This window comes from Nostoc punctiforme PCC 73102 (assembly GCF_000020025.1).
Lineage (GTDB): Bacteria > Cyanobacteriota > Cyanobacteriia > Cyanobacteriales > Nostocaceae > Nostoc > Nostoc punctiforme.
On record NC_010631.1, the window covers coordinates 245,843 to 268,151 of the forward strand.

The 22,309-nt window shown below is 39.3% G+C and carries 17 protein-coding genes; 8 read left to right on the plus strand and 9 right to left on the minus strand.

Going from position 1 to position 22,309, the window contains the following annotated elements:
- Nucleotides 1-22 precede the first annotated feature (22 nt).
- Nucleotides 23-5,050 carry a RecQ family ATP-dependent DNA helicase gene (locus NPUN_RS34645; protein ID WP_012413063.1) on the plus strand — a complete coding sequence of 1,676 codons (5,028 nt, stop codon included), beginning with the start codon at nt 23-25 and terminating at the stop codon, nt 5,048-5,050.
- 308 nt (nt 5,051-5,358) lie between these two features.
- Here NPUN_RS34645 and NPUN_RS34655 read toward each other — a convergent pair whose 3' ends face one another.
- The 3 genes from NPUN_RS34655 to NPUN_RS34665 all read right to left on the minus strand — a co-directional run bounded on the left by NPUN_RS34655 (nt 5,359) and on the right by NPUN_RS34665 (nt 7,374).
- Nucleotides 5,359-5,682, minus strand: coding sequence for a hypothetical protein (locus tag NPUN_RS34655; protein ID WP_012413064.1), 324 nt, complete (start codon nt 5,680-5,682; stop codon nt 5,359-5,361).
- A 353-nt stretch (nt 5,683-6,035) separates the two neighbouring features.
- On the minus strand, nt 6,036-6,566 hold the full coding sequence (locus tag NPUN_RS34660; RefSeq protein WP_012413065.1) for a thermonuclease family protein: 531 nt from the start codon (nt 6,564-6,566) through the stop codon (nt 6,036-6,038).
- Nucleotides 6,567-6,927: 361 nt separating this feature from the next.
- On the minus strand, nt 6,928-7,374 hold the full coding sequence (locus NPUN_RS34665) for a hypothetical protein (RefSeq protein WP_012413066.1): 447 nt from the start codon (nt 7,372-7,374) through the stop codon (nt 6,928-6,930).
- A 300-nt stretch (nt 7,375-7,674) separates the two neighbouring features.
- Here NPUN_RS34665 and NPUN_RS41265 point away from each other — a divergent pair, with 300 nt between their 5' ends.
- On the plus strand, nt 7,675-7,878 hold the full coding sequence (locus NPUN_RS41265) for a hypothetical protein (RefSeq protein WP_148220477.1): 204 nt from the start codon (nt 7,675-7,677) through the stop codon (nt 7,876-7,878).
- Entirely contained in the window at nt 7,854-8,456 is a 603-nt protein-coding gene (locus NPUN_RS38070) for a thiamine phosphate synthase (protein WP_012413067.1), read from the plus strand. The genes NPUN_RS41265 and NPUN_RS38070 overlap by 25 nt, the downstream gene beginning before the upstream one ends.
- 406 nt (nt 8,457-8,862) lie before the next feature.
- Here the strand turns inward: NPUN_RS38070 and NPUN_RS34675 are convergent, their stop codons facing one another.
- Nucleotides 8,863-9,789, minus strand: coding sequence for a S1/P1 nuclease (locus tag NPUN_RS34675; protein ID WP_234711178.1), 927 nt, complete (start codon nt 9,787-9,789; stop codon nt 8,863-8,865).
- A gap of 197 nt (nt 9,790-9,986) precedes the next feature.
- On the opposite strand from NPUN_RS34675, the gene NPUN_RS34680 reads away from it, so the two are divergent.
- Both NPUN_RS34680 and NPUN_RS34685 read left to right on the plus strand, forming a co-directional pair.
- The gene (locus tag NPUN_RS34680; protein ID WP_012413069.1) at nt 9,987-11,099 is read left to right on the plus strand and encodes a hypothetical protein; all 1,113 of its coding nucleotides are present in this window, start codon (nt 9,987-9,989) and stop codon (nt 11,097-11,099) included.
- 15 nt (nt 11,100-11,114) lie between these two features.
- Nucleotides 11,115-11,516: a nuclease A inhibitor family protein gene (locus NPUN_RS34685; RefSeq protein WP_012413070.1), complete on the plus strand. Its 402-nt coding sequence runs from the start codon at nt 11,115-11,117 to the stop codon at nt 11,514-11,516.
- Nucleotides 11,517-11,584: 68 nt separating this feature from the next.
- Here NPUN_RS34685 and NPUN_RS34690 read toward each other — a convergent pair whose 3' ends face one another.
- Both NPUN_RS34690 and NPUN_RS34695 read right to left on the minus strand, forming a co-directional pair.
- Nucleotides 11,585-12,937, minus strand: a complete 1,353-nt coding sequence (locus tag NPUN_RS34690) for a DNA/RNA non-specific endonuclease (protein WP_012413071.1) — start codon at nt 12,935-12,937, stop codon at nt 11,585-11,587.
- A gap of 768 nt (nt 12,938-13,705) precedes the next feature.
- Nucleotides 13,706-14,254, minus strand: coding sequence for a hypothetical protein (locus NPUN_RS34695; RefSeq protein WP_012413072.1), 549 nt, complete (start codon nt 14,252-14,254; stop codon nt 13,706-13,708).
- Nucleotides 14,255-14,822: 568 nt separating this feature from the next.
- On the opposite strand from NPUN_RS34695, the gene NPUN_RS34700 reads away from it, so the two are divergent.
- Together NPUN_RS34700 and NPUN_RS44360 are read left to right on the plus strand one after the other, a co-directional pair.
- Entirely contained in the window at nt 14,823-15,341 is a 519-nt protein-coding gene (locus tag NPUN_RS34700) for a PEP-CTERM sorting domain-containing protein (RefSeq protein ID WP_012413073.1), read from the plus strand.
- Between the two features lie 88 nt (nt 15,342-15,429).
- Nucleotides 15,430-15,561 carry a hypothetical protein gene (locus NPUN_RS44360; protein WP_272913982.1) on the plus strand — a complete coding sequence of 44 codons (132 nt, stop codon included), beginning with the start codon at nt 15,430-15,432 and terminating at the stop codon, nt 15,559-15,561.
- A 382-nt stretch (nt 15,562-15,943) separates the two neighbouring features.
- Here the strand turns inward: NPUN_RS44360 and NPUN_RS34705 are convergent, their stop codons facing one another.
- The 3 genes from NPUN_RS34705 to NPUN_RS42350 form a co-directional block, all read right to left on the minus strand.
- Complete coding sequence (locus NPUN_RS34705) at nt 15,944-16,705, minus strand: DUF6748 domain-containing protein (RefSeq protein ID WP_012413074.1); 762 nt, start codon at nt 16,703-16,705, stop codon at nt 15,944-15,946.
- 627 nt (nt 16,706-17,332) lie between these two features.
- The gene (locus NPUN_RS34710) at nt 17,333-18,364 is read right to left on the minus strand and encodes an NADP-dependent oxidoreductase (protein ID WP_012413075.1); all 1,032 of its coding nucleotides are present in this window, start codon (nt 18,362-18,364) and stop codon (nt 17,333-17,335) included.
- Nucleotides 18,365-18,808: 444 nt separating this feature from the next.
- On the minus strand, nt 18,809-18,970 hold the full coding sequence (locus NPUN_RS42350; RefSeq protein WP_167315713.1) for a hypothetical protein: 162 nt from the start codon (nt 18,968-18,970) through the stop codon (nt 18,809-18,811).
- A gap of 54 nt (nt 18,971-19,024) precedes the next feature.
- Here NPUN_RS42350 and NPUN_RS34720 point away from each other — a divergent pair, with 54 nt between their 5' ends.
- A complete protein-coding gene (locus tag NPUN_RS34720) occupies nt 19,025-22,219 on the plus strand; it encodes an SUMF1/EgtB/PvdO family nonheme iron enzyme (protein WP_012413076.1) in 3,195 nt (1,064 codons plus the stop codon).
- Nucleotides 22,220-22,309: the final 90 nt, after the last annotated feature.

Sequence of the window (22,309 nt, forward strand, 5' to 3'; positions counted from 1 at the left end):
AGCAATCTAATCAGGGATTCTCATGCAAGATTTATCCAATATTGACTTATTTTATGCTTATTTAGACTTAGAAATTAATAGTGAAAATAATATATACCGCATAGGATTGGTATCTCTGAATTTAACAAAAGATTTTTATCAAGAAAATCTAAATCAAGCTTACGAAGAAATAAGGAAGTTGAAAAATAGTAATTTAGCAGTGTGCGGTCATAACTTCCGCCGCTTTGATTACCCTTATCTGATTGAGCAAGAACAGCAATTATCTTCTTGGCACATAATTGACACTTTAGAACTATCAATACTCGCTTTCCCCTTACAGCATTCGCATAAGCTAAATAAATATTATAAGCAAAGTGAATATTCAAGTAATAATCCTCTAGAAGACGCACAGGCAACTCGATTATTACTAGGTCAACAATTAGAAGCACTATTTAAAAAGCCTGATGAAGTACAACAGATATATATTTGGCTCCTAACTTGTGGTTGCGATGATGCAGACCTTGCATATCAACAATTTTTCAGCGATCACCTTGGTTTGAAGATTGAACAACCCGCCATAGAAATGCTGCCAGAAACAATGTTGAAAAGAATAAATCAATCCTATTTGCAGCAGCTATGGTCTAGTCCACAAACTTATGATTTTGAGATAAGATTATGCGTGGCGGGTTTACTGGCTTGGAACTATGAGTGCAATACCAATGAATCGAAGCAGGTTTTTTGTGATTGGCTCAGACATTTAAATGGTTTTCAAGCTGTACTTGAGAATTTGCGTCCTTTAAGTACAGATGAATTCGCTATCAGTTCTTACTTGGAATATTTTGAAATTCCCAGTTTTCGACCTTTGCAGTCAGAAGCTGTCCAAGCAATTATTAATAATGACCGTCCACTTGTTCTGATGCCTACTGGCGGTGGTAAATCTTTGTGCTATCAATTGCCAGCATTCATGTTCCATGAAAGGCACAAAGCACTGACTATTGTAATTTCACCGCTACAAGCATTAATGGCAGATCAGGTAGCAGATTTAGAACAAGCTGGGTTTTTCTTTTCCACCTTTATTAATGGTAATCTTTCAGCAGCAGAACGCCGCCAACGGCTCGAAGAACTGCGTTTTGGTTCCAAAGGTTTGCTATATATCAGTCCTGAGCAACTGCGGTCAATGAGTATTCGGGCATTGCTAGAACAGCGTCCTCCCGTCCTTTGGGTAATTGATGAGGCTCACTGTGTTAGCCAATGGGGTCACGATTTTCGACCAGATTATCGCTACATACCAAAATTTATTCAGGAGTTATATCAAGAGCGGCAGCTTGCAATGCCTTTGTTAGCTTTGATGACAGCAACAGCAACAGTCAAAGTTGTTGAAGATATTAAAAAGCTATTTGCTCAATATCAGTTAAATATTAATCGTACAATTGATGGGGCAATAACCAGAGAAAATCTGACTTTTCAGGTCATTCCAGTAGCAGGGAATAAAGAGCAAGTCTTACTAGAACAAGTTAAAGAAGCTATTAAACTTGGTGGTAGTACACTAGTTTATACTACTACACGCAAGAATGCCGAAAAACTGGCAGAACTTCTCAACCAAAGTCATATTAAAGCTAAATACTATCATGGCAAACTTGCAAAAGAAAAGAAACAGGAAGTTTTGCAAGAATTCAAATCAGGTAAATTGAACGTAATCACTGCGACTTGTGCATTTGGTATGGGCATTAACCGCAAGGATGTACGAGCAGTTATTCATCATTCCATGAGTGCCAATTTAGAAGGTTATGTTCAAGAAGCTGGACGGGCAGGGCGTGATGGAGAGCCAGCAGTTTGTACTTTACTATTTGACCCAAAAGATGCTGATACAGTTTTTCGTTTGCAAAGCTTGAACCAATTGAGCGAACAAGATTTGAAAAATGTCTTGATCTCAACCAGACATATTCGCGATCGCACTTTTGGGAGTGCCAGAGATGATTGGTTTTGGGTTACAACTAATGAAATCTTTCAAGAGGGCGACTTTGATGAAGAGCTTGGGGAAGATTCAGAACAGCAAAATACTAAAATTAAAGTAGGTTTGCATTACTTAGAAAACTTCGGTTTATTAGAAAGAGCCGAGAACTTTTCCAGCTTTATCCAATTTGAATTGAGCCATAATACTTTTGCAGAGTCTATGGAGCAGTTTGAGAAATATAATCAGATTAAGAGTTTATCTCGGTTTGAGGCAGATAACTTTGAGCGGTTGATTCAGGCAATGCACGTTGCTAAAGCTTATTGTAGTACTAATGATGAACCGTTTCCCCTAGATCGTCTCAGCGATGAAGCTGGCATTAGTTTACATGACCTGACTGCTAGAATTCGAGAACTACAAAGGGCTGAAGTCTGTTCTTTTGAAATACCAATTACCCTTGTGATTACCAAGGGCGTAAGAGGGGATGCCCGTAAAAACCACGAACGTATTCGTCAGCTAGAAGACCAATTGCTCAATGCACTTAATGAGCTATTTGGTAATGAAAATGAAATACAAATAAATCTGCGCGGACTTGCTTCTCGACTCGACCCAGACAATAGTAAAAAAATCAGAGCATCCAATATTATAGATATTTTAGAAGGATGGGTTGCTCAAAAATGGGTGAAGTTAAACCGTATAGCTCATGATGTGGTTCGATTGCGCGATATAAAAGTTGCAGAGCATTTACCTGAACATAAAATTTTAACAGCTACAGTATTAGAAGTTTTATATCAAGCATTGGCAGATACAACAGGGGCAAGATTACCCCTGAAGTATGAACTGGGAAGGCTGGCTACTGAAGTTACCCAACAGACTAAACTTGATTGGGATAAGGAAGAGTTGGAGGTTATTCTTCTATGGCTGCACCAAAGAAAAATAATTCGATTGAGTGACGGACTAAATTTATTCCAACAGTCACTAAAAGTTCGTGTCATAAAAAATGCAAATATTTCCACAGTAACGCGCCGTTATCCTAGAGTCGAAGCTCATTATGAAGAGCAGACTCGCCGCACTCATTACATGGTGCAATATGGAAAGCTAAAGTTAACAGAACAGCGTCAGCAATTCGTAAGTGATTACTTTGGCACAAATCAAAAAGAATTTATTTCAAAGTATCAAATTTCGGCACAAGAGATTACCAGACCAATTCTTCCAGAAGATTATAAGCAGATTGTAGAACCATTGAACTCTGCTCAAAAAGAAATTGTTATAGCTTCAGACCCAGCAATGGCAGTGATAGCAGGCCCTGGTTCTGGTAAAACAAGAACTATTGTTCATCGAATTGCTTATCTTGTGAAGGTTAAGCGAGTTGAGCCAAAGCGTATTTTAGTTTTAGCTTACAACCGTAATGCAGTTAGAGAATTACGGCTGCGGTTGCGAAATATTCTTGGGGAACAATCATCTCAAATTCGAGTTTTTACATTCCACGGTTTAGCATTAGCACTGTTGGGACGAACCGTAGGTGAATATAGTAGAACTCAGGCAATAAATTTTGATCGGCTTTTAATTGAAGCTTGCGAACTACTTGCAAAAGGCGAAGAATTTGAAGATGTTGATGATGATATTCAAGCCCGACGAATTCAACTGTTAGGTAAGTTGGAGTATATCTTCGTTGATGAATATCAAGATGTCAGTGAAAAGGAATATCGTTTGATTAAATTAATTTCTGGTTTAAATGAATCTGAGGATAAAAAGAAGTCAGTACAAATTAATCTCTGCGTTATTGGAGATGATGACCAAAATATTTTTGAATTTAATGGTGCTAATACGAAGTATATTCTTCAATTTAAAGATGAATACAACGCAAAAACATTATTGTTGACCGCGAATTACCGTTCTACAGAAAATATTATTGAAGTTGCTAATGAGTTAATTCAAAAAAATCCAGAAAGATGTAAACAAGCTCCAGAAGAACAAATTCATATTAACTATGAGAGGCAAGGAACCAAAGGGCAGCCTGTTGTAGCTTTGAAATTCAATAACGCATTCCAACAGGCAGGCTGGATTAAAGATAAAATCCAAACATGGCTTGACTCAGGTACTTCCCCAAATGAGATTGCTATTTTAGCACGCAACTGGGATGAACTTAATCTTATAAGATTGCTATTAGAAAAAGAAAATATTTCTACTTGTGCCTTGAAAAATAATACTATATCTTTAGTCAAAAATCGTTCTACTCATCTGCTGATTAATGCTTTAAAGAAAGACTATAGCCTAGTTTTAAATCCTGAAGAATCAGTTCAGCAAAGATTTGAGGATTTTTTTGAACGTACTGGTCGTAGCCTAACAGAGCCTACTGTTAGAACCTTAATCAATATTGCTATAGATTTAGATCGGGAGCGAGGGTATGGGTCTGAAAATCTTGCGCTGCCCATTAGTGTTGATGAAATATTAACTGCTATCTTTGAATTTAATGAAAATGGTGAATCTTTTTTAGAAAACAAGTCAGTTCTAGTTACTAGTTTTCATGGCTCAAAAGGTTTAGAGTTCCGTAAAATCATACTATTAGGTAATGGATTTCTAGTTAATACTGGCACAATCAAATCAGAACGTCGGCTATTTTATGTTGCTATGACTCGTGCCAAAGAAGAATTAATTGTTTGTTCTACTCAAAGGAACAATTTTGTACAAGATGCTGGTTTAATTCCTCAAGTAACTCTTTATCCTCAGATTCGACTTCCTCAATTAGTTTATTACTTTGATTTCACTCCAGGTGATGTTAATTTAGGATCTCAGATTACTCAAAATAACCAACAAATTATTAAAAACTTAATGGAGGGTAGTCCAATTGAGCTAAAAGCCAATTTTCCTGGAAATGGTTGGAGCATTTTTACACCCAATAATCAAAAAATCGGTTATTTATCTCACAATGCAACAGAATTTTTAAGAAACAAAGGAATTCAAGCTGGTCAGTTTGAATTCCAAAGCCATGAGGTGACAGTTAAATATATCTACCATCACATTAAAAAAGATGAGATAACAGCAGAAGTTTTAGAGGATTGGTTTGTTGTTATTCCTCAAATACGAGTGTGCAGAAGCTTACCGAACCTGATTCTATAAAATTTCATCAGGAGATGCAAAGTTTATGGATATATTAACTTTCTGCCTTTTGTCCATGATATTCGGCGGTATGTTCGTATACCTCCTCTGGGAACTGTAAGTCCTTGTAAACGTTACGTTACAGGCATCTGGATTATTAGGATTTGGGCATATAGGAAATTCTTGCTGAGACTGCCATTGAAGAACACTCTCACGCCAAGGCTGGTTATAATCTTTACCTTGCACAAAAAAAGTTACACCCAAAGCAAAGATAACAGAACTATTTCCAGGTTTTTCTGTAGTTTAACCTCTGCAATGACGGGGAGTAATCACAAGGCATCAGTGCGATATATGGATTCAATCAACTCCTCAACTTCTTCTTCATTCAAGCATTGTTTGATTTGAGTATTGAACCACTTTATCTCTTCGGCTTCTGTGTTTTGGACTTGGTAAACCAGTAATGTTCCTGCAACACGGGCAAAAGTAAGGGGTGATGGGGACAGGTGGCTGAGTAGCTCGGATGCATTCTGGTATATATGCATGGCTGATGCTTCATCCAGAGGAGATCCTAATTGAGCGGAAAGCTGTTTTAGGCTCTCTTGAATAGACAAATGAAAGTCTGGCTCTTCCTCATGTGAAATGGGGTTACTCATAAACGCTGACCAATTAATGCAATAACTTGACGGTCTAGCTGGACTATTTCGGCTCGAATGTCTACCATATTCTCACATTCATTGGTTATCTTCATCGGCTAAAAAGCATAACTGACGAGATTAACTTTCAATCTTACAGGTATTGGTTGCCATTTGTTTGGCGGACTGTGATGCTGTCCCCATCTGCCACTTGAGTAGCTATCCATTCTTCAGTAAGTGCGATGGATGGCTGGTTAGTTCTTTGGAAAATCAAGATAGCGCTGATGATAGTCCAGCGATCGCAGTTAACTCGAAACCACCCTGCTTGAAATCTGCAACAAATTTTAACCGAAGTGCTGATTCTACCTTCAAAGCTACTTTCGTTTGTCTTGACTCCACACTCCAGTCTTAGAAGCGATCGCTAATCTCTGGGCATTCTCGAAAGCTATTTGATTTGGGCATTCCACCCCACCAAGCCGCGTTTTAGCCAAGCCGCTTTTAAGCAGTTCTTCTTGAAAGCTAATCTCAGTATCGCTCTCTCCACGAGCCATCACTTCAGCAACAGTGCGCCCATCGCTATCTTTTGCCACTGGAATGATCATCAGTTGGTTATTGGCAGCAGCGGCTAGCTTAAGCAACTTCTGTTTTGCTTTATTGCTCAATGCTTGTGCTGGCACTTCACCTTGTTTCATTTCTGGGGCATCAATTCCACAAAGCTCAACTGACATTTGGCTGCCATCGGTTTGGCGGACTGTGATGCTGTCCCCATCTGCCACTTGAGTAGCTATCCATTCTTCAGTAAGTGCGATGGATGGCTGGTTAGTTCTTTGGAAAATCGAGATAGCGATGATGGTAGCTCCAGCGATCGCAGTTAAGATTACGAGAGTTTTCCACAATGGCTTCATGTTGCGACATCTGTTGTTGGAATTTAGGAAACCACAATCCTAACTGCACGGAACATTCATCATTAGCAATTGTTTTCTCAAGTTATCTAAACAGAGTCCAATACTGGTTCTCCTTAAGACTAGAGCAGTGCGTAGCTTACCGCCGTAGGCATCGCTGTTATTCAGCCAACTCCAGGGTAACGGTAGTAATGCAACGAGAGTATTAAATTGCAGATGTTACAGATAGCGATGTCTACTTTTTGGGGCTGTGACGCTCCTGCGTCGCTCTAAGTGAAGCTATGCCGCAGGCTTTACGCTACGCTATCCGTGTCGCTGACACTACTAAGAAAGTGCGTTAGCGTAGCTTACCGTGGGTATCACTTTAGCGTTTTTGGCAATTTAGAGCGGTAGGGGCAGAAGCTTTACGCTGGGTATACTTAACTTCCCATCCAGGTAAATTCCACCAGACAACACGCTTTTTTGGCTCTAACCAAAAGTCTAATTGTTTGATTAAGCCATTCTCAAAAACTAGTTTCGGGAAGGTAGGATAGTCACGATCATCACTCTCGCTATAGTTACGTCCAAGATAGTTAAAACAAGCCTTTAATCCTTGAGCAACTCCCAACTCTTCAACTCCAATGCCTTTTAAGGTCGAATTATCGTAGCTAAAGCTGCCATTGAACGATTTGCCTGCTAAGGAGCCTTTAGTGACATTAATTGTAAAGTCATAGCTAACAGTAGAGTTTTGGGCAAGACTTGTTGCAATTACGCCACTGCTTATAGCAGCAGATGCAATCCCAATTGCAAATTTAGGCAATAGTTTGAGCATGGTAGTATTGATGTTTGAAGTTTAGTGCTTTCGGATAATTTGTGCGTAGACGTGCAACGGCTTGTCGATAGACATCGCCTATTGGAGAGATGGTCATTACCTAACTTATGCTTGGCAATGATAAAAAGCATATCATCTACTTTGATTTTGTCTAAAGGGTAGCGCAGGCAATGTTACGTGAGTCGATTGAAAGTTTGGAGTTTTTTATTCCAGATTCCGCATCGGCTTCAGTTGGAGCTACTCTGAAGAAACTTTAGGGCATCACCGCTCATCAGCAGTCCCTCTGTTCTGCGTACTGGCGTGGGTTTCACTTCTGGAAATAAGTTTAGCTGGTTCGGTTCCAAGGGTATTACGGGGAGCCTGCTACTAGCTGATTATCGCCCAGAACTGACAATTAAGAGCATTTGCCTTTGGTGTCGCCAGAATAAGGAAAATGGTAGAGTATATAGCGATCGCTACGCTAAAAATGTTTTTAAGATATGGCTGACCAAAAAGAAACAATAAAACCTTTTAAAAAAATCGCCATATTTGATATTTTCTCAGGAGAGAATTCCGAAATAATTTGTTCTGACAAATCAAAAATTGCTGCTCAAGTTAATAAATGGGTAAACAGAGCTATCAGCAACGGTGCAGATTCGTGTTATGTAAGATTATATGAGGCAAATAAAGAAAATATAGATACAATTATTGAGAATTTATCCTACAAAATATTGCAAATTATTTTACCATTTTCTCTAAATTATAAATCTTCTTTAGTTAGTGCTTTTCATTTTAGAGAAAAAGACCAAATTAAAATGCCAGAGGCAAAAAGCAATAATGTACTGTTTGGAAAATCATGTCACTCATTAAAATCTATAGAAGAGGCAGAGTATGAGGGATTAGACTATGTATTTTTTTCACCAATTTTTGCAACCCCAACTCATCCAGAAGCAAAAGGTATTGGTCTAGATATGCTCACTCAAGCTTGCAAATCAACACAAATGAAAGTCTTTGCTCTTGGGGGAATTAACGAAAACAATTATCAAAAATGTCTTGATGCTGGTGCGTCTGGTATTGCAGCGATTAGTATGTTTAAAAAATAAAATATTTTTTCCATCCGAATTTTATTAGGCATACTAATTGCTGAGATTTGGTAATAATCTGTTGTGTTCAGCTTGCCAAGGACACTAACGACAGACTCGACAATATTTTAGCTGAGTTAGATGATGAAACTTAATTAAAGAAGAAAACAGATGCACTAGAATTTAGGAGCGGAGCCGGAGACGTTTCCGTTGCTCCGGTCAGAATCCCTCTCGTGAGGGATTCTGACCCGTCACTCATTGTAGATCGCCAAAAATTCTAGTTTTGTGGGGGTCTTAAACCCATTTATTCAGACGCTCCAGGATGAGCTAACGCTGCGCTATTCCCTATGAAGTTCAGAATACCCAACTGAATTCTGGCTCATGGCTCCTGAATTCTGTTTGATAAAACTTAATTGTGTAGTTTACTTTACCTCTGTCCCAACAATTGGTTTAGCACATCGGCTAGGCGATAGCCTGCCAAGCTCATTCGACGTTGGGCAATTTGTTTAGCTGTAGCAGCATAATTTGCTGGTAAGAGTTTCCCATCATTCTTATCACTACTACCAGAAAGTTTTCCATTTAGATATGCGTCTTGTTTTGCTATTCTAAAGCTTTCCAACTTCGCCCAGTTATTAAATTTAGTTTCTCTTAATTCAGGTAATTTATTACGTTGGTAAGATGATCTAAGGCTAGTAGCAGCGTTACGAACTGCTTGAAACCTTTCGCTGCCAAGAATTAGGTCATCCCAGAATTTATGCAAACTAATCGTTTGGCTATTTGGTTTAACTCTAATGTAAAAACGTGTACCGCCTCGATCGCCTTCTGGTTGTGGGTACTGGTTAGTTATTAGTTTGGTAGTATGCAATGGCTGATGTACATCCCCTATTAAATGGAACAGCCAACATATTGCAACTGCTTTGTCACTGTTACTGGCATTGCTTTTAACAACATCAAGGTTTTTTTGGAAAGCAAATATAATATTTTCTTCATCAGGGATTTCACGGGGAATCGAGTTTGAAGCTCTACCGGGTTGATAAGGAAAGTTAATGTAATGCCAAGTTGGATGATTAAATTCTGGGTTATCACGAGCTTCATCTGCCCATTTTGCTGCCCACATAAACAAGTACAAGTTTTTATCTTCAGGAGATATATTAGATTGATTAAGAGAGTTCCACTGTTGTTCAAACTTGGAATATTCGGGATGTTCTTTTAAAATAGCCACAACTTTATCAAGGTTTTGCTGATTACTTTGCTTAAGTTCACTGTAAGCGATCGCTCCTGAAACCATGTGTCCAGACTTATTCCAAGCAAAAGCTGGGTGCTGCCAAATCAGGATTGTTGAGAATATTGTCAATAAAGAAAACTTAAGGGAATTTTTTGTTATGAAATAGATTTTTTGAATTGAAAGTCTCTTATTCATAATCATCTCGCTAATAATTGAGTATTAACACAAATCTTAACTTTATAATCGCACGAATCACCTGAGTCATTACCAATTCTTAAATATTGGCTTTTATACTGAATCTTGTTGATGAGCAAAGGTAAAACTGAATGAGTTTCAAAAAACTTTTTCTTGTGGCTTGTGGACTGCTTGTAGCAATAGTAATTAGTATTTTAAGCGATACAAAAGTAATTGCTCAATCCACCACTGATTTAGCTTTAGCTTTATATCATGCTCCTATTCACTATCAAGACACAGACAGCACCAAGTATAGTGGAGACTACATTACACGATTTGATTACGATAACGATTGGCGAGGTACAAATAACTGGGATAACCTCATCCTTTTTCCACTTTCTGCTCATGCTTACTATTCTGTAGCTGAAACTTGTACTCATTGGTTCATTACATATTCCTTTTACCATCCTCAAGATTGGACTGATATTCCTTTCGATCAAGAACACGAAAATGATTTAGAGGGTTTACTTACAATTGTCCGTAAGGACGGTTCAGCTTTTGGTAAATTAGAAGGTGTTGTCACTGTATTTCATAACGATTTCTACTCTTACACTCCAACTGGTAGTCCTTTACGCAATGGTGCAGAAAGTATTGATGGCACACTGACAATGAATAGTTACAGTGGTTCATTGCACCCATTAACAACTCAAGAAGCTAAAGGTCATGGATTAAAAGCTTGGCCTTATGCTGGAAACTTTAAGGGTGCAAGTAGCGAGGATGGGATTATTTACTATCCGAATGGTACTACAGCAGAACTTCCTGCTTCGGGGAATGACCGCGATGTGCAATATCAATTGCTTGATGTGTTTGCTAATAATGAAATGTGGCAACATCAATTAAATGAAGCCTCTTTATCAAGTTCTTCTGCGTTGACTTTCGCTAGTTGGGGAACTTTCAAGGGAGATTCGAGTGGTGGGTGTGGCGCTGGTACACCTACTTGCAGTACAAATTCTGCTAATACCCCTTGGGGTTGGGATGATTCAAATGATGGTGCAGTATATAAAGGTGAAATGGCTTTAGACCCTGCTCACCTAACTGATGTTTATTTTGATGGGCTTGGGACTTTTGATACTGCATACATCCGCAACCAATTTATTCAAGGATTGAAAGATAGAGGATATAATTCTGCTGTAGTTCCTCAAGGTTGGCCCACTCAAATCAATCTTAATTCTCTGATTGGCAAACTCAAAAACCAATGCTCATAACCATAAATAAATTTTATGACTAACGAGATTACGGAAAAACTTAAACAAGCCTCCGATGGTTTGTTAATGATGAGCGAATCAGAGTATCCTTTTGAAGTTTTTTTATGGACTAATCAAGCTCAAGAACCAATAACCGCTCAAAAACTTCTCCAACTAACAGGGCATCCTCAAGATTCGCCAATAGAAGAAGTTGAATTAGAGTATTTTTTTAGGAATTGTGCCTTTGAACAAGAGTGGCATAATGAATTGCAGAAATCAGATGTTAAGAAATTTAAAACACTTGTTGAATCCTTGAAAGATAATCTAAAGTCAATCAAGGTTTATCGCATAGGCACAAGAAATATTGATGTCTATATTATTGGGGAAACTTTAGATGAAGACTTAGCAGGAATCTCAACAAAAGTTATTGAAACTTAGCGAGCAAATTGCAAGTCTACCCACTTAATTAAGTGGGTAGACTTTCTCGTTTTTGAAATTAGCGAAACTTACAAATTATCAACTTGTGCTTCTATTACAGATTGAATAGATGTTGAAACAAGTGATAAAAAATCGAATCCGGTTAAAGATTCCAGTGAATCAACACTGACTCGGTAATTTCTCCAGTCAGCAGTCCGAACCCCTTGGGCGTTGGGAATGTTAACTGCAATCACCCTTGTAGATGTTGTGACACCAGAGACTCCAGACCCAGGAGTGTCTAAGACAACAAGAATTTTCCAAGTGCGATTGGGAACTGTCACCTTACCACCAGCAATCGTGCTAAAAGTTCCATTGCTCCCAGTCCCACCTACGCCATATCCACCAGATATAATGTAGAGTTCTTTCCCCTGGCTAACCAGAGTTCTAGCGTAATCTTCTAAATTAGCCCAAATCCCCTGATTGTTGTCAGGCGCTTGTGCAATCATGTTACTCATCAAAAAGGTGCTGGAGTTAACCGTAACTGTGCTAGTCCGGTCGCCTGAAGGGGTCATGTGTCCTCTATCAAATCCACTACCACTAAAATCGGTAGATTGAACTTGATAGCATCCTGCTGGTAAGGTAGTATCCGCACGAAAGTCATCTTGTCTTGGTGTGCTTCCTAACCAACTACTATTCAACTGCCAAGATACCCAATTGGCTCGTCCTAATGAACAATTGTATCCAACTGCATACTGCGCTTTATCCAGCAAATAATTGTTTATATCTGAAGCTCCAGCACCACTGGGATTACCCATTGTTAGGTGTACACTTGTACTACCGCCGCCACCTGAAGTACCATAATCGGTGATGGTAATATCATCAATGTTAGTTCTGTTGGTAGTACCATCACTCTTGCGGACTTCACAGCGAGATGTGCCAGAGATGTTAGGCGTAAAAGTTGCAGTCTGTAAAGTTGTTGAACTAGTTGTGACTGTTGAACCTACTTGTAACCATGAAATACCACTATTACTTGAACACCACAACTGCCAATTGGTACTACCATCAGAACCAAACTTTGCGTGTTTAATGCTAACTGTACCAGCACCAGTGCTGCGGTCAAATTTCATTGAGACTTTACCACTGTTGCGGATACGTGCAGATTGTGTACCGCTTTTTGCATCACTGGTAAGATTACCAATCAAGGCATCATCTAAATTCCAAAGACCTGTGCTGAGGGTGACATCAGAGGAAGCATAACTGCCTTTTGAGCCAGTTTCAAAACCTTCAACAGTCGTTGCACCTTTTGCACTAAATAACGTGTTGAAGGTAATTAGTAAAACTATTACTACTCCTGTCAACCACCCATTACGATAAACTTTGCGCCAAAAATTAAATAACACTAGGTCTAATTTAACCTCGTAAGTCCAGTAGTCCGTTTGCATTCCGAGCTAAAAACACAACAGGATAATAACTAACTGTGGTATTTACGTAGGTTAAATTCTCATTATTTTTAGATTATGTCTGTTAGTTGTAACACCTGAAGTTGGACTAAAGAACAGACTCTTAACTTGCACTACAATCTATCTCACGTACATTGGAGACGTTTTTGTAAACTACCCCACACACTTTAATTCCTCCCATGAGTGCGATCGCCACTCATCAATCAGCATTTACAAGCGAACAGGAGTGTATCGATAAGAGAGGTAAACAGGTATGACTATGGAAATAGTGGGGGACATGGGTACAAGTGCTAACAAACTTTCAGCTCTCAAGCAAAATTTTAGCTAAAACAATGAGAAATTAATTTAGCAATAGCTTTTTCTAATAAATACGTAAAAATACTGTGATTACTTGGTAAGTTTGCTTGGTTAAATTTAATATAGCCTGAGACGAAGCCTATTATGTGTCTCATTTAGTGCAAAATGGTGATCGGTAAAATGTATTACAACTTTGCTCTTTGTAATCCAAATTGTGGTATAGAATTAAAAGTGCGCTCCCAGTATATTTTTTAAAGTTTTAAATACATCCTTTACCTTTACCTCTTACCCTTTCCCCAATAGGGCCAATTTTCTTATAGATGGAGTTAAAAAGGCTCTTGAAGGCGGTGCATCTATGGGCTAGAAGATGCCCTCAGAAGAGCTAATTTTGTTAAAGTTGCTGAAACCATTTATTATGAGCAAGTCAAACAGTAACTTGCTCTAATATTTAATTTAAAGAGGAAGAATAACGCTTTCTGCGGCTCCCTTAAATGGTAGGGTCAAATAAGTTAGTTCTGCTCCCGCTCGGTTTACTACAAAGCCTAAGCCTCTGGTCTTAATCGCCACGGTATCAAACTCTTGTTTTTGACCATTTTGGAGATTTACAGTTGGTAGCACCAAAGTTAACTGCAACTCACCCTGATCTGCATTTGGTTTTAAGGTGACAGTAATCAGTAAACCTAGAGGGCTATTTTGTTTCCTGATTGCCTTGCCTCGAAAAGTAAATTCACCTTCTGGACCTTGATAAGTCAGTTGTGAAGCTCCTGGTGGGTCGTCTACTCGCACCGGGCCTGGCGCTTGAGGAAAGAAAACAATTTGTGTAGTTCTGATTGGATCAGTAAAAGTATATTGATTTGCTTGATTAAATCGAGTTACATCTGCTAGTTTTTGGGCAGGTTTGAAATCAACTGCTCCAACAGGCGCACAGATGCCTACTCCTAACATGACAACAAATAGAGTTGATACATTAATTGCAACGAGTTGAGAGATATTGGTTTTCATAGTGGTGCGATTGATTATGTAGTAAACAAAGACATCCTTTAATCAAGTTACTAGCTATCTTTAATTTAGCAATCAGCCTACTATACTTTCACCTCAAAACTCAAATTTTTTGCAACAAGTCAAAATTATTACAAAACTTTGTATTCTGATTTTTCAAACTGATGCAGTAGAGACGGCGTGGCGTTGGCAGTGGGGACGAGTACTGCAATATACTCGTAATTGAGATAATGTTAAGTCAAATAGTTGCCAATCTCCCCGCTACTCATTCCTGTATCAGATATCGCCGCATCGTCTTCTCCCTGCCTCATGTAAAGTGTTTTGCTTGCAAGCATTAGCACTTTCTAAACGGTTACTGAACGAAGGACCTGAAACGATTAAAACCTTTTTGCTCAAACTTTTAGCTATTTTGCTTCAGGTATGGGAATATAAGAAGAAATACTAGATTTATTATGGGGGTTTCCATATACCCGCCTCCAACTTTCTTTTACTATTAGCTTTTAAGGCAATGGTAAATTAATTTTAAATCATAAAAGTAAAAACTTATACTCTTGGAATCTGGTACAATTGTATGGGCATTATTAAAAAAATCTTAGCTATAACAGCTAGCATTACTTTGAGCTATGTTGTTACCGGAGTCAGACCTACTCAAGCAGCTATAGTGACTTATGATTTTGATGCATCATTAAATACAGGAGCGTTGCAAGGTACTAAATTCCCTGGCACGTTCAGCTATGATAATTCAGAGCAAACAGGGATAGGACAGGAATTTATCTCTTTAAAAACTTTAGATTTTAGTCTTTTAGGGACTACTTTTACTAAAGCAGATTTAAGTCAAGGTGGACAAGTGATAATTAATAATGGAAATGTAGAGGATTTTACTGCTGCTTTCTTTTCACCTTTCAATATTGCATTTGGATTTGGTGGGCCAGGAATTATTGGATACAGTGGTTTAGGTACAAGTGGTGAAGGAGTTTACACAATTCGAGCCGAAACTGTTCCAGAACCAACAGATATTTATGGCGGTCCAATAGCATTAGGGTTTGGATGGTTAATGAAGCGTAAACTAAAAGCCTTGAAAGCAGATTAGCTCTTTTAAAACACCTTGGGAAAATACAAATGTGGAACTTCTACAAAAGATTCCCAAAAAAGAAAACATCCTGTAATAAATAATAATTATGATTGCAAAGGAGAAAGCAAAGCCATTGGTTGCAGCTTTCTCCCTACTTTTATACGTTAAAGAAATATCGGTTTTAGATGGTACTAAGTTTTGGAACTGGTTAAAAGATAAAGGTTACTCTCTAGTTTAATTTCCTAACATCAGAAAATTCTATTGTTAGCAGCCAACCCCATAGTAGCCAATATCTGCGTCTGGGTGAAAAAGGATTCCGGCTTCCTCCCTTTAAGGCAAGCAGCAACTTTCCACAGCTTCCGGTGACTTAACGCTTTTCCAAGTCCGCAGTGCTTCCTTCAAGTAAGCGATGTCTACGACAAACCGCTAAAAGTGTCTATGTACCCAGCACATTTTCCCAGCATTGCCTAACTGTACGTTGAATCTCTGCATTGAGTCGAAACTGTGGGATACAAGAAATCTTTCAACTGCTGCAACACCTCTTGAACTTCGTGATGAGTTGGCTGTATTGATTTTTCTACTGTAGGGGCAGAGGAATAATCATCCTCCTCATCATTTCTTTAGTTCGGTTCCACTCTCAGATAAAATTGTGTAGCCACAAACTTAGTATCTCTCTTGGTTGGATCTACGTTTTCTACTACCTCAGTTTTACCTACAGCAATCAAACCTTGACCAAAAATTTCGCTTGTTGCTGCGTCAAGTTGTTTTTGTGTTGCACCGATTTGACTCAAATCAATTGATGAAACTTGAGTAGTTTTAGGTTTATTTAGAACCAGATTATCTGTGGAAAAGCAAGGAGTTGTGATGCAACGAATGCCATTGTCTTTTAGTGCCACAAAAGTACCTTTTGCTGGTGTATTTGTCGTAGCATAGAAGGCTTCTTTTACTCTCAAATTCCCAAACTCGCCGAATCCAGGAAATGTTACTGGAACAATGTTACCTCTGAGAATTACACGGCTACCATCATCATTTTGAATTTTTATTAGTTCGTCAAGCGAGACTTTCAGGGAACTCCAATCAATTGCAGACACATAGCATTCGGAGCGAAAAACACCATCTAAGCAAGGAGTAGCTTTCAAGTTGACTTGTTTTATAAAATACCCACCGCATACTGGAGAAGCACACTTGCGAAAATCTCTTCGCACCATGTAATATCCCCATTGAGGAAACTCTTGGTTTTTGACACTGACTGCAACAGAATCAGTAGTCTCTGGAGCAGAAATATTTTGCGCCGATACTTTGGATAGAAATCCGTTGGTGACTATTATTGCACCTAATAGAGGAATAATTGGGTATTTGTAGTTAAACGATTGTTTGTTCATGGTAACAAGAGATTTTATTTGAGGGTTCAATACCTTTGTTAAGAGCAGAGTTGACAAGATTTATCGTAAAAACTGCCAAAATTACCTATACACAAGCTCGGAGTTGATAAGGTAACTTGGAATACTATAACTCTTACACTACTGACAATAGGTTAAAAAACCTCACAGGAAACCTTAAAAGAATTTTAAGGACTCATTGTTTTTGCCAACTTTGTCCCAGAACCGCCCGACTGTACGCCCAATCTCTGCATTTAGCCAAAACTGCGATGGCACTAGCGCCCGCCGGAGGCGAGCGCACAAGAACAACAAAAGCCGACTCAAGCAGATCGTTGAGTTTTATTCCAAATGAACTGAGATGTTATCCTTCCCAATTGACTAACACCCCATCCACGATCGCAATCCCCCACTGCGGAAACTTCGCCAATAATTTTTCGATCGCAATCTGCAAAGCAGGGTCATCATTCCAACACTCCTGCAAGAAATCAAACCCCGGATTATGCGCTGAATTCGCCGCAAAGCGTGAGTTTTTGCATACGTTCCGGTCGCAGACTTGACCTTGCTACAAAGTCATAGTAAAACACTTTTCAAACCACTTCTAAACTCTTTTAGAGGATGTTTATAAATTTTTCAGGTAGGCTCATTTGAGACTTTAATAACCAGTTTCCCCTTTTTGTTACCGTCGAAAAGTTTTAGGATCGCCTTGGGTGCATTTTCCAAGCCTTCGACAATCTCAAGAGCATATTTAATTTGCCCCTGGTTTAGCCACTTTCCAATCTCTGCTATCGCTTCATGAAATCGGGGAATATAATCCAAGATAATAAATCCCTGGACGAGAGCGCGTTTCATGAGAATTTGGCTGTAATTATATGGACCAGGAACAGGCTTTGAAGCATTATAAGTTGAGATTAAACCGCATAAAGGCAGGCGGGCGCGCAGATTAATTTTGGTTAGGACGGCATCAAGGATTATTCCGCCAACATTGTCAAAATACACATCGATTCCATTGGGACAAGCTTGAGCTAATGCTTTTTCTAAATCTCCAGTTTTATAGTTAATTGCTGCATCAAAGCCAAGTTCTTCTGTAAGCCAACGGCACTTTTCATCACTGCCAGTTATACCAACTACCCGACAACCCTTAATCTTGGCAATTTGTCCAACAATGGAACCAACTGCCCCACCTGCTGCTGAAACGACCACAGTTTCTCCAACTTTTGGCTGTCCTATATCTAATAACCCAAAATAAGCTGTAAAACCAGTAGCTCCCAGTGGCCCGGTAAATGCGTTGAGTGGACAAGGCAGAGGATTAGGTAATCGCGTCAGCGAAAAGCCGCTGCTTCCAAGGGCGATCGCGTAATCTTGCCACCCTAGCAACCCAGAAACCAAATCTCCCTTTTTAAAATTGGGATTTTTGGACTCTTCAACCACACCTATAATACCGCCACGCATAACTTCCCCAATTTCAACAGGAGGCATATATTGCTCCATATCGCTCATCCAGATCCGATTGGTAGGATCTAGTGACAGATATATAGTACGTACCAGCACCTCATCATCTTTTGGGCTGGGGATTGGCTCTTCTCGGTACTCAAAATCGCTTTCTTTAATGTCACCAACGGGACGAGCAGCTAATAGAAACTGTCGATTTATCGCTCTAGTCATAAGTTTTTGTTGGGTGTGACTGAGAGTTGGTCAGAGTCAATACAGACTTCCTTGGCTTTTTTTAGGTCTTCTAGCATCATTTTACTTTAGCATCTCACTTCACCAGCACCCCATCCATACAAGCAATTCCCCATTGCGAAAACTTAACCAGCAACTTCTTGATCGCAATTTGCAAAGCCTGATCGTCATTCCAACACTCCTGCAAAAAGTCAGAACCCGGATTCTACCCCGAATTCGCCGCGACGCAAGAGTTTCTGCACACGCTCCAGTCGCACATTTGACCGTGCAGCAATCGCCTCATGCGACCATTTTTCAGCACTGGGGACAGACGCGGCGGAACTTTCACCCTCATGATCCGCTTTCATTTCTACACCCGAAACTGAATTTTCAGTCATCAACTCAGCAGAGGGGCGACTCGGTTCTATTTTCTGATCTGCGATCGCTTCAGAAGTTGGCAGAAGTTGGACTACTGCCCAAAATTATCGTCGCAGTTTCCAAGGCTTGGGTGTTGTTCATGGCAACGCTTAGGTTTTTCAGCGCCATGCACATGAGCCGCAGATATTCCTGAGCATTTTCTTTGGGTGGTTCGACAGCTAGCGATCGCAACTTTATAAATTGGTAAAGGTATTGATATAGTTAACTTATAAGTTTAGAGATTATATGGTTCAGGACATCTCACAGAAATTTACCTTATGGCTCAAAGTTTCACTTCTCGGTCTCTCCCTACCATTGTTACTTAGCAGTAGTATTCGAGCAGAAGAGTGTACTCCAGCAGATATCAAAGCACAGATTGAAAAATTTAAAGATGCTAAAACTTTCAAAGCTGCTAATGATACTGTAGTGAAATGTGGTGAAGACGCTATTTCATCTTTAGCAGAAGCCCTAAGTAATAGTGATGCAGCCACCCGTACTAATGCTGCATCTGCTTTAGGTAAAATGGGTTGGATAGCACAAGATGCTGTTCCTGATATAGTGGAAACACTTGGGGATGGTGATGAAAACGTTCGTAGTAGTTCAGTTCGTGCCTTAATTGCTATTGGGAGGTCTGCTCAACAGCAAGCTAATACAATTTCTGAGTTAGATTTAAAAGGAATTACTAAATTACAACTTATTAAACGACAAATAGAAAAAGCCCTTGCTCATCTTGATGCAAAACCAAAAGAATGGGCAAATCAAAAACTATTACAGCAAGAACTCCGCTTAACTAGGAATGCGCTACAAACCAAGTTAAATCAATTGCAGGATAGAATAATTTCTCGTTTCATTCAGTGGGTAATTAAAAATCCCGGAATATTTATATTATTGGCAGTGGCTGCTTATTTGAGTATATTTAGTATTCGTCCATTGTGGTTACTTAGTCTAAATAAAGTATTGCCCCAGACATGGAAAATACCTATAATCAACCAAGAAATAGCAGTAAAGTGGTTGTTATTTTTAAATTACAAGCCGAGGGTATTAGATACGTGGGTAGAAAAGTATATTGAGCCAGTTAAAACAGAATTTTTGCTGAAAGATATAGTCAAGCGTGATAGCGGAAGCCATATTCCGCAACCTGTTGAATTCAAAGACAAAATCAAGTATCCTCAACTTAAGAACAACGATAACTCGACAGAAGAAGCACTAGAACACAAAGAACTCCAAAAAGAACTCAAAGCAGAGATGCAGAGAGAGCAACAGTTTTGTGTACTGATTGAAGGAGAAGGTGGTGCAGGTAAAACCAGCTTGGCCTGTCAAATTGCAAATTGGGGAATAGAAGGTAAGCTTGCTAATCATCGGATATTACCTGTACTCATTGATCGCGATTTGCAAGACAATGAAGACCTCCTGCAAATGATTCGTAAGCAACTACAAGACCTGACAAATACAGGAAATGACGATATTACTCAAGAATTTCTCATTCACTTGTTGTATCAGCGACGTGTCTTAGTGATTATTGATCACTTTTCTGAGATGGAAAAGTCAACCCGTAATAAAATCCTTGCTGCAATAACCGAAAATCCTATTATTAATGCCTTAGTTTTCACATCACGAGTAGTAGGGGAACTTAAAGGTCTGACCAGATCCACTCTCAAACCAATGCGCGTTGAAGGAGAACGGATATCAGAATTTCTGGGTGAATATCTTAAGTTATGCAACTACCGTAACCAATTTGATGACGAAGCATTCTATAACGCTTGCTCTCGTCTCAATCGGATGGTAGGACAGCGTAAGATTACAATTATGTTAGCAAAGCTCTATGCTGACCAAATGATTGCTACTAAATATAAAGCAGTAGATACAGAACTACCAGAAAATATCCCAGACTTAATGCTGAGTTACCTAAATCAGCTTCACCCTAAAGCTGGTTCAGCCCAACAGTTAACAGTTCATCAAGATTTAGAAATCATTGCTTGGAAGTGTTTAGAAAATACTTACAGTCCTACACCAATTTCTAGGATAACTGCCGAAGAAGCCCTAGTTAGACCCGGTTCAAATGAAATTGATAGCCGTCTCGACTACTTACAAACTACTTTGAATATATTACTAAAAATAGAACCAGACAAAGTAAAGATTAATTTAGACCCTTTAGCAGAGTATTTGGCAGGGTTATATCTAGTTCAACAGTATAAAGATAACGCCGAAGCTTGGCAAAAACTTTTAAACGATATTGATGAAAAATCAGAAAATCTGGAAAAAATTAAAGGCTTTTTGTTAGCACTGTGGGACTGCTGTGAATTTAAGAAAAATGAGTTTAAAATTCCAGATTTAGTATTTCAGGGATTGCTAAAGAGAGCAAATTTAGATCCAAAAGAAATTGAGGCAGAGCAACGGAAACGGCGGATTAAGATATTGATCAATGAGCTTTATACACCAGAGGTAGAATTTCGCATCCGTGCTGTAATTGACTTGCAAACAATGGGCAAGGATGCTAATCCGGCTATTCCTCGTCTACGTAAACTTTTGGAAAATAACAGCGAAATAGCAAAAGTTCGCAGAGAAGTTGCTAAAACTTTAAAGCAGCTTGGGCAACAAAATAGAATGATAATTTTACAAATCGACAATGGAGTAGAGTCGATTCGCCTAGCGGAACATCCACCCACAGAGGAGATATATCTTGGTGATAAGGTCATATTAGAAATGGTGCGAATTCAAGGCGGTACATTTTTAATGGGCGCTCCAGAAACGGAAGAGTATTCTATGGATTCAGAACGCCCTCAGCACGAAGTAACTGTTCTCCCCTTCTTTATAGGCAAGTACCCTGTCACCCAAGTACAGTGGCTAGCAGTCACATCTCTGCCTCAAGTTAACCGAGAACTTGACCCTGACCCCTCCAGGTTTAAAGGTGCAAATCTACCTATAGAAAAAGTGTCTTGGTACGAAGCAGTTGAGTTTTGCGACCGCCTATCTCAACATACAGGAAAAACTTACCGTCTCCCCAGCGAAGCAGAATGGGAATATGCCTGTCGTGCTGGAACTACCACTTCATTCCATTTTGGCGAGACAATCACATCAGAATTGGCAAACTATGATACCAGCGAAGTTTCTGGTGTGGGAGTAAAGGGAAGGCATCAAAAAGAAACTACACCTGTGGGTAATTTTGAAGTCGCTAACGCTTTTGGGCTATACGATATGCACGGGAACGTATGGGAATGGTGTCTCGACGATTGGCACGATAACTATGAAGGTGCGCCAATAGATGGAAGTGCTTGGTTTAATATTTATCACAAACAAGCACATTTTGTACTGCGGGGCGGTTCTTGGTACAACAATCCTAAATTCTGCCGTTCCGCGTATCGTAGCAATAACAACGATCGCGGCAACCACGGCAACATTACTGGTTTTCGTATTGTCTGCGAGATTAAAAGGATTCTTTAGTAGCTCTTTTTTCATCTTGTACGAAATAACGGATATTCTCGGACTTAGACAAAATAGAGGGGTAAAAAGGGGTATAATTCTTTTTCAGCC